Below are 8,466 nucleotides of genomic sequence, written 5' to 3'. Positions count from 1 at the left end.
GCCCACACTATGGCCTCACTTAGACCTGACCACGTCGCCCAGGATGCGCTGTACCCCGCGCCGCTTGGCTCGCTCACCTGGCGGGCTCGAGTTCGAGTCGCCGACTCCGCGCCGCGACAAGTTGGAGCCACACCTCGAGGACGACGGCGAGCGTCGCGCCCACACTGACGACCACTGCCGGGGCGAGCGCCGCAACCGTGACGGGATCGAGGCCGAACAGAGCCGGCACCGTCCCCGCCACCACCTGTTGGATCGCCGGTGACGGGCCGATCACCAGCCCGTACCAGCCGATCGCGGCGGCGAGCGCACAGGCTATCGGGGTCGTGATCGCGAGCAACTGGCGACGGTGGGTTCCGGGCATCATCTCTCGGTCGACCGTTCGCATCGACCCAGCCACGAGCGTCTCATAGGTTTTGTGCGTCGCCGCCGACCGATCTCCCGACTGATAGCCCCCTCCTACGCCTGACCGCATCAGGCAGGTCACGCACGGACATACCAAGCCGTGACATCCCTGATGCACTCCGCGCGATCCGAGCGACCCAATCGGTGAGACGGCTGCGTCCGAGGACGCACCTGCCTCGGACCCGATCGGCATCGACGACGCCGCACCACTCCATGGGGTGGTGTCGGCTTTCCGAACAGATCGGCGAGACGCTACACGTGGCCGGGGTGTTCCTGGCCACCGGCGTCGCTTCAACGCAGTTCCCGCCTGTCACAGCCACGAGCCCAGCCCTCGACCGTTCTCACACCGACTCTGGCACCGGGAGCAGCCGGCACGACCGGAGCCCCGCTCCGACCTATCTCGCCTCCGCTACCACCAGGTGACGGGAAGAGCCGACACCCTTCTCGGGTGTGTGAGTGACCAGTCCACGACCGTCGAACGACCCACACTCCGCTTACGCGACGTGCCCGCGCCCCGAGCCACGGGCGAGATGCCGGACGAGCACCAGCGAGCCGGCGGCGATGAGCACCCCGCTGCCGACCAGGAGGAGTTGGGTCGCCTGCGGCGCCGCCGTCGTCGCCGGCACGAACAGCTGGAGGTTGACCGCGACGACGAGCACCGCACCGACGGTGTTGAAGACCAGATCCAGGATCATGTCCCGCCGTCCGTAGTAGACGAGGACCGGATCGACGCCGTACCGGTCGCCAAGGTCGCGCGCGAGGAGCTCGAGCAGCTCCCAGAAGACGCCGGCGACGAACGTCGCCCCGATCGTCACCAGTCCGATGGTGTCGAGCGAGACGCCGACGACGCCGGCCTCCCGGAGGCCGACGAGACCGGCGTAGATGAGCGCGGCAACGAACCCGGCCGACACCGTGTGCGTGAGGTGATCCCACCACCAGACCGTATCGTAGGGGCCGAGCATACCGACCGCGTGCAGCCCGCCGGCGACCGCGAGCCAGAGCGTGAGTTCGGGGCCGAACGCGAGCGCGTCGCCGACGAGGAGAGCGGACCCACGTTCGACCATCGGGGGAAGCAGCGTAATCCCGAAGGCGACGACCGCGTTGACGATGGCAGCGCCGTTGCGCCGCCACAGCGCTACCAAGAACACGGCGAGGATGAGCCCTTGGAACGCGAGCACGCCCACCGTGACGGGCTCTGTCGGCGTCACAATCATCAGTAGCGGACAGTCACCGGACACTGGTATGATTCTTTGCTGCGTTGTTGTGCGCTGAGAACGCGCCACGCGGCAACCGAAACCGAGGGAACGACACCGCCAGCGACCGTCGCAAAAAGAGGCGCTAGTCGCTTCGTTCGACTAGGGGACCTCGCTGCCCGCGATCGGATAGCCGCGATCGACCCACTCCTCGAGGCCTTCGTTGAGCGCGTACACCTCGGTGTAGCCCGCCTCGATGAGCGCCGCCGCCCGGTGTCCGGCAAGCGTGTGCGGACAGACACAGTACGTGACGATCCGCGTCGCCGACGGCACGCCGATGAGCCCCGCGTGGGCGCTGTGGCCGTCGGGAGCGGGACTCAGTTGCGCCCCCGAAATGCGGAGATTTCCGTAGGGAACGGCGGATCGGGTGTCGAGGACGACCAGTTCGTCGTCGTCTTCGTACCAGTGGGCGACGTCCTCGACGGGCGCCAGCGGGACCTCCACGTCTCGAACAGCGTACGTTTCGTAGCCGTTCTCGTCGGTGTGGCCTGTCTCACCGCCGTCCGACTCGTCGACGCCGTCGGGGTACTCGTCTGGATGCTCGATCTCGACGTCCGGATCATCCCCGACTCCGAGGATGATGCGTCCGTCGTCGGGCGTGACGGCGACGTACGATCGCAGTCGCCCGCAGCTGTCGTCCCCGACGGTCCCGCGATCGGTCTCGGCTCCCGAGACAGCGTCGATCGCCCCCTCGGTCACGTAGAAGACGAACGGACCGGGGTGCCCGCGGGCCTCGGCGTCGAAGGCGACGTACCCATAGCCGTCGTGTGAGACGTCCCAGACGGTCCCCGTCTCCGCAATCGTCGGCGCGTCGGCCGCCGACGCGCTCGCGTCGAGCGCGGAGGGGGCCCCTTCAGTCACGCGGTTGCAGGCGTACGTGTGGTCGACGCTCTCCGCGACGACCACCCCCAGCGCATCACCGTCGAACGCCTCGTTCGACCCGCCGGTCGAGCCGGGAGACGACCCGTCCCGTGAGTCGTCGTCGGAGCCGTTTCGTCCGTCGTCACCGGAGTCGCCGCCGAGACAGCCGGCGAGCGTGCTCGCGATCGACGCGCCGACGACGAGGCGGAGGGCGGTTCGTCGGCCAGTCTCCATACTGAACGCAGCGGTCTCTCTGGTAAAGGTGTTATTCTGTTCAACCGAGAGGACGCCGGGTTCGCGGCGGTCAGTAACGCCCAATCCCAAAGCGACTGCCCGCCCCTGCCGGCGTCCACGGCTCCCTCATCGACAGCGGCCACGTCGCCACCTGTGGCCACCCCTCTGACCTCACAACCGCGTCCCACAGCGCCAGGGCGCGCCTGACGACCGCCATCCGCCGACTCCCCACCAAGTCCTACTGGGGGCCGTCCAGCTCGTCTGCCTCCCCGGCGCGGGGGCGTACATCCGCGCTCGCCCCGCGTCGGTCCTCGGACACGCGACCGGTGGCGGCCCCGTGGTCCGTCTCGACGGGCGCCTGTCGCGCCGCGTCGACACCCGACTCGGCCGGTCGGCGCCGCTCGGGGGCGGTCGAGTCATTGGCGCCCGCCCGGTGGGATGGAGGCGTCTCACCAGCGGCCTGGCCCGTCTCGACGGTGGCGTGGTGGGGCGCCGTCGCTCCTTTCCAGGGCGCACGGACGACGAGCGAGGCCGCCAGCGACGACGGCACCACCAGGCGCACGATCGCCGCGTACTGGGCGAGGACGCCGACCCCCATCACCAGTGCGAACACCACGATCGTGGCACCCGAGAGCGCCGGCTCGCCGGCCGCACCCCCGACGGCGCCGGCCCAGCCGGGACGGAACGCCAGAAACACCAACAGCGTCCCGACAAACGCCGACACGACGGCCAGTGCGACGCCGAACACGACCGCCACGAGCGCCCATCCGAGGCCGGCAGCCGACACGACCGCAAGCAGCGCCGGCCACCCCGAGAGCCCCAGTTCGACGACCGCCCAACTCCCACCCGCAGCGCCGAGCACCAGCCCCGGATACGCACTCGAGAGACGGGTGGTCGCCGCCAGCACGACCCCGAGGACAGCGCCGACTGCGAGGCCCGTCACCGGATCTCCGGCGCCGATCCCCCAGAGCCCGCCGATCGCGACGCCGACCACGGAGACCGCGCCGGTGTACAGCTGGCGACCGGCGACCAGCATGACTGCCCCCACGGCGGCGATGAGCAGCCGACCCGGACCCAACACCAGCCAGCCGCCGCCCAGTACGACGCCGGCAGCGCCGAGTACCACGCGGGTCGACACCGCCGCGGGACTCCCATCTCGTGATCTGACCGCCATTTTCACACAATTTGATATGTGATCGTCGCCCAAAAGCTGTTGTTCCGGTTGTCAGATTCCGCGACACATCTCAGCGACTACTGGCGGTGCGCGCGACACCCAGGGCGCCACACCGGTCCGGCGCCGCCGGGGGCGAGCCAGGCCACGTACGTCGAGACGCGTCTCAGCGCACGATCGTCACCGGCACCGAGGCCCGCCGGGAGACGGTCTCGGCGACGCTCCCGAGCAACACCTGTGCCGTCTCATCGTCGCCCTGGCTCCCGATGACGATGGCGTCTGCGTCGGCTGCGTGCTCGACGATCGACTGCGCTGGCGAGCCGATGCCGACCGTCGTCTCGAGGTCGCCGTCGAAGCCAGCGCGCTGGGCGATATCTGTTGCCCGCTGGAAAATCGCCTCTGCGCGCGCCTCAAGCTCTTCGTTGACCGTCTCCTCGAAGGCGAGCCCGGTGCGCTCGCTCATCGACGGCGCGCCGATCACGTGGAGGATCGTCAGCGCCGCATCGGGGTGTGTCTCGATCGCATACTCGAGTGCCGTCTCCGAGGCAGCGGAGTCGTCCATCGGGACGAGAATGTGGGATGCCATCTACCAGAACCGTGTGGCCCACACTCCCTGACGGTATACCCGCTGTATTGAGGGGCTTCAATACAGACGTGGGGCTGGTTATAAGCCATCTCGAACCCACCGGATGATTCTTAATTATTAACAATCGTCTTTCTAGTTATTACGGACCACTCAAAGTCGAACCTGATGTATACCCTACTCGTGCCGATCGATACGAGTGAGCAGCGCGCGCTCAGACAGGTCCAGTGGATCTCCAACCTTCCGAACGCCGCAGACACGCTCGACGTGCTCCTTCTGTTCGTCTTTGAGTCGGCCACGTTGGCTGAGGTGCCGTCATCGATCCGGTCGACCAGTGCCTCCGTCGATATCGTCCCTGCGGTGCGGAAGGCGCGCCAGTATCTCCAGGACCACGAGATCGATGTGACCGTCATTGACCGCCGGTTCAACACGACCGCGCAGATCCGCCGGGTTGCAGAGACCCACGATGTCGATACGATCGTCCTCGGGGGGCGACGGAACACCATCCGCCGAAACCACATCATGCAGAGCACGACGTACCGACTGCTGTACGTCTCCGAACGGCCGGTGGTCGTCGCCTAACGCCGGCGCCGAGAGCGGGGGCCGTGACTCCGGGTGGTCGGAATCACGGTGAACAACGCAGTGAATTTCCTCAGACGGCCATTGCATCCGTCCTCAGCCCGGTCTGACCGGACACTCCCCGGTCCGCGTCGCAAAGGTAGATTTCGACAGAGCTGACTGGTCGCCAGTCCGTCGGGCCGGTTAGCGGGCACCTGCGCTCCAGCGGAACTACGTGTGTCTATTTGGCACCACTCGCGACGGTCAGAACGCGCCGAGTCGCTGGCGGCGGGCCTGCCGGACGATGGTGTGGCCCCTGGGCACGGGTTCTCTGGATTCTTTCCCCGTCTGCGTCCGGTCAGCACGATTCTACCTGGAAATAGTTGACAAACAAAAGAATAACGTGGTGGCCACGACGACGCTCTCTATGACCGACCGTTCTGCGATCGTACTCGCGGCGGGGGAGGGGAAACGGCTCCGCCCGCTGACGAAACATCGGCCGAAACCGATGCTGCCGGTCGCCACCACGCCGATTCTCGAACACGTCTTCGACGCCCTCATCGAGGCTGGCGTCCGCGAACTCACCGTCGTCGTTGGCTACCAGCGCACCCGCGTCCAGTCGTACTTCGGCCCGAGCTATCGGGACGTTCCCATCCAGTATGTCACCCAGGAGAAACTGCTGGGTAGTGGCCACGCGCTGTTGGCCGCCGAAGAGGCCGTCTCGGGGCCGACGCTCGTCGTCAACGGCGACCAGATCGTCGACAGCACGATCGTCGGGGACGTCCTCGCCGCCCACGAGCCCGGCACCGCGGCCACGCTGGGACTGATTCCGGCCCGCGACGTCGGTGAGTACGGCGGGATTCTCACCACCGACGATCGGGTGACCGAACTCGTCGAGAACCCCCACGACGAGCGCGCGTACGATCTCAACGCCGGCGTCTACGTCTTCGAGGAGCCGATCTTCGAGGCGATCCGGACCGTCGACCCCCAGGTCGGCGAACACAGCCTCATCGACGCCCTCTCCCAGCTCATCGCGGGCGAGGCGGTCGTCCGCGGCGTCCGCTCGGGGGGCACCTGGATCGACGCGACCTACCCGTGGGATCTCCTCCAGATCGCCGACGACCTGCTCGCGGCCGACGACGGCACCGAGCCCCGCATCGCGCCGGACGCGACGGTTCACGAGACGGCGACCATCGTCGATCCCGTCGTCGTCCCCGCCGACTGCGTCGTCGGCCCCGGCGCGGTCGTCGGCCCGAACGTCTGTCTGGGCGAGAACGCGACCGTCGGCGCCAACGCGACGGTGCGCCACTCCGTCATCGACGCCGACACCCGCATCGCCGACGGCGCGACGGTCCGTGACTGCGTCGCCGGGCGCAACGCCCGCATCGGTCCCGGGTCGACCGTCGTCGGCGGCCCGAGCGACGTCCGGATGCACGGCGCGGTCCACCACGACGTCGCCTTCGGCGCGCTGTTTGCCGACCGGGCCCGCGACGAGGGTGGCTCGACGTTCGCGCCGGGGGCGATCGTCGGTGCCGACGCCCGCGTGGGCGCCGGCTCGACCGTCCGCGAGCCCATCGACGACGGCGTGGAGGTGCGGGCCTGATGTGTGGGATCATCGGCTTCGTCGGCGAGGACGACGCCGACGCCCTGGACGTGCTGCTGACCGGCCTGTCGGGGCTCGAGTATCGGGGCTACGACTCCGCCGGCGTCGCGCTCGCCGACGACGCCCTCGCGGTCCACAAGCGCGCGGGCGACGTCTCCTCGCTCGAAGACGCCCTCGCCGAGCGCCCGGCCGGCGGCGAACCCGTCGGCATCGGGCACACCCGCTGGAGCACCCACGGGCCGCCCTCGGATACGAACGCCCACCCGCATACGGACGCCGACGGGCGCGTCGCGGTCGTCCACAACGGGATCGTCGAGAACTACGAGCCCCTGCGGGCGGAGCTGCGCGCCGACGGCGTCGCCTTCGAGAGCGAGACCGACACCGAAGTGATCCCCCACCTCATCGCCCGGGAGCTCGAGGCCGGCCGCGAGCGCGAGGCCGCCTTCCGCGCGGCGATCGAGCGCCTCGAGGGGAGTTACGCGGTCGCTGCCGTCTTCGCCGACGCCGAGACCGTCTACGCGGCCCGCCACGAGTCACCGCTGGTCCTCGGCCTCGGCGAGCGCGGCCACTTCCTCGCCAGCGACGTCCCCGCCTTTATCGAGTACACCGATCGGGTGATCTACCTCGAGGACGGCGAGTTCGCGACGCTGTCGGCCGACCGTATCCGGATCACCGACGCCGACGGCGCGGTCGTCGAGAGCGCGATCGAGACGATCGAGTGGGACGCCGAAGACGCCGGCAAGAGCGGCTACGACCACTACATGCGCAAGGAGATCGAAGAACAGCCCGCCGCGATCCGGGAGTGTCTGCGCGGCCGGCTCAACGAGCTCACCGGCCGGGTCGAACTCGACGAACTCTCCGTCGCGGCCGGCGCGCCGCCCGTCACGCTCGTCGCCTGTGGCACCTCCTATCACGCCGCGATGTTCGGGGCGTCCCTGCTCAATCGCTGGGGGACGCCTGCTCGCGCCGTCCTCGCGAGCGAGTTTCGCGCCGAGACGGCGCCCCTGACCGACGACTCGCTGGTCATCGGCGTCACCCAGAGCGGGGAGACCGCCGACACGATGCGGGCGCTCCGGGAGGCCAACCGGGCGGGGGCGACCACGCTGGCCGTCACGAACGTCGTCGGCAGCTCGGCCGCCCGCGAGTGCGACGAGGTCTGTTACATCCGGGCCGGCCCCGAGATCGGCGTCGCCGCGACCAAGACCTTCGCGAGCCAGCAGACCGCCCTCACGATGGTCGCCGCCCAGCTCACAGACCACCGCTCGCGGGAGCTGATCAAGTCCCTGCGCTCGATCCCCGACGGGATCCAGCAGGTGTTAGACGATCCGGCCGCCAGAGCGGTCGCCAGGGAGTACGCCGACGCCGAGGCGTACTTCTTCATCGGCCGCGGCCTCCACTACCCCGTCGCGCTCGAGGGCGCGCTCAAACTCAAGGAAATCTCGTACAACCACGCCGAGGGCTTTGCCGCCGGCGAGTTAAAACACGGCCCGCTGGCGCTCGTCGGCCCCGAGACGCCGGTGTTCGCACTCGTCACCGGCGACGGCGAGCAGGCCAATAAGACGATCGGGAACGTCAAGGAAGTCGAGGCCCGCGGCGTCCCCATCGTCGCCGTCACCGACGGGCGCTCCGATATCGACCGCTACGCCGACCACGTCCTCACCGTCCCCGAACTCGAGGGCGTTGCCAGCGCCGTCGTCGCGAACGTCCAGCTCCAGCTCGTCTCCTACTGGATCGCCAACGAGCTCGGCCGCTCGATCGACAAACCCCGCCATCTCGCGAAAAGCGTTACCGTTCAGTAAGC

General features: G+C 68.8%; 8 protein-coding genes. 3 read left to right on the top strand and 5 right to left on the bottom strand.

All coding sequences use genetic code 11. From position 1 onward, the window contains the following. Positions 1-73: 73 nt before the first annotated feature. The 5 genes from OB905_10705 to OB905_10685 all read right to left on the bottom strand — a co-directional run bounded on the left by OB905_10705 (position 74) and on the right by OB905_10685 (position 4,507). Complete coding sequence (locus tag OB905_10705; GenBank protein MCU4926450.1) at positions 74-472, bottom strand: hypothetical protein; 399 nt, start codon at positions 470-472, stop codon at positions 74-76. 424 nt (positions 473-896) lie between these two features. Continuing rightward, complete coding sequence (locus OB905_10700; protein MCU4926449.1) at positions 897-1,616, bottom strand: hypothetical protein; 720 nt, start codon at positions 1,614-1,616, stop codon at positions 897-899. 141 nt (positions 1,617-1,757) lie between these two features. Further along, on the bottom strand, positions 1,758-2,750 hold the full coding sequence (locus tag OB905_10695; GenBank protein MCU4926448.1) for a rhodanese-like domain-containing protein: 993 nt from the start codon (positions 2,748-2,750) through the stop codon (positions 1,758-1,760). 238 nt (positions 2,751-2,988) lie between these two features. Next, on the bottom strand, positions 2,989-3,924 hold the full coding sequence (locus OB905_10690) for a hypothetical protein (protein MCU4926447.1): 936 nt from the start codon (positions 3,922-3,924) through the stop codon (positions 2,989-2,991). Between the two features lie 163 nt (positions 3,925-4,087). After that, positions 4,088-4,507: a universal stress protein gene (locus OB905_10685; GenBank protein MCU4926446.1), complete on the bottom strand. Its 420-nt coding sequence runs from the start codon at positions 4,505-4,507 to the stop codon at positions 4,088-4,090. Between the two features lie 165 nt (positions 4,508-4,672). On the opposite strand from OB905_10685, the gene OB905_10680 reads away from it, so the two are divergent. From OB905_10680 to glmS, 3 genes are all read left to right on the top strand, one after another. Further along, the gene (locus OB905_10680; GenBank protein MCU4926445.1) at positions 4,673-5,086 is read left to right on the top strand and encodes a universal stress protein; all 414 of its coding nucleotides are present in this window, start codon (positions 4,673-4,675) and stop codon (positions 5,084-5,086) included. Between the two features lie 403 nt (positions 5,087-5,489). Continuing rightward, the gene (locus OB905_10675; protein ID MCU4926444.1) at positions 5,490-6,665 is read left to right on the top strand and encodes a sugar phosphate nucleotidyltransferase; all 1,176 of its coding nucleotides are present in this window, start codon (positions 5,490-5,492) and stop codon (positions 6,663-6,665) included. Beyond that, a complete protein-coding gene (glmS, locus tag OB905_10670; protein MCU4926443.1) occupies positions 6,665-8,464 on the top strand; it encodes a glutamine--fructose-6-phosphate transaminase (isomerizing) in 1,800 nt (599 codons plus the stop codon). Before OB905_10675 ends, glmS begins: the two co-directional genes overlap by 1 nt. Positions 8,465-8,466: the final 2 nt, after the last annotated feature.

It is taken from the genome of Halobacteria archaeon AArc-dxtr1 (genome assembly GCA_025517425.1).
Taxonomy (GTDB): domain Archaea; phylum Halobacteriota; class Halobacteria; order Halobacteriales; family Natrialbaceae; genus Halostagnicola.
Note: the sequence above shows the minus strand (reverse complement) of the source record. Positions and strands in the feature narration are given on the sequence as shown.

What these genes read in the sequence shown, in the direction of transcription:
- OB905_10680 (MCU4926445.1), top strand. Translation starts at nt 4,673, where the DNA reads ATGTATACCCTACTCGTGCCGATCGATACGAGTGAGCAGCGCGCGCTC.
- OB905_10705 (MCU4926450.1), bottom strand. Translation starts at nt 472, where the DNA reads ATGCGGTCAGGCGTAGGAGGGGGCTATCAGTCGGGAGATCGGTCGGCG.
- OB905_10695 (MCU4926448.1), bottom strand. Translation starts at nt 2,750, where the DNA reads ATGGAGACTGGCCGACGAACCGCCCTCCGCCTCGTCGTCGGCGCGTCG.
- OB905_10690 (MCU4926447.1), bottom strand. Translation starts at nt 3,924, where the DNA reads ATGGCGGTCAGATCACGAGATGGGAGTCCCGCGGCGGTGTCGACCCGC.
- OB905_10700 (MCU4926449.1), bottom strand. Translation starts at nt 1,616, where the DNA reads ATGATTGTGACGCCGACAGAGCCCGTCACGGTGGGCGTGCTCGCGTTC.
- OB905_10685 (MCU4926446.1), bottom strand. Translation starts at nt 4,507, where the DNA reads ATGGCATCCCACATTCTCGTCCCGATGGACGACTCCGCTGCCTCGGAG.
- glmS (MCU4926443.1), top strand. Translation starts at nt 6,665, where the DNA reads ATGTGTGGGATCATCGGCTTCGTCGGCGAGGACGACGCCGACGCCCTG.
- OB905_10675 (MCU4926444.1), top strand. Translation starts at nt 5,490, where the DNA reads ATGACCGACCGTTCTGCGATCGTACTCGCGGCGGGGGAGGGGAAACGG.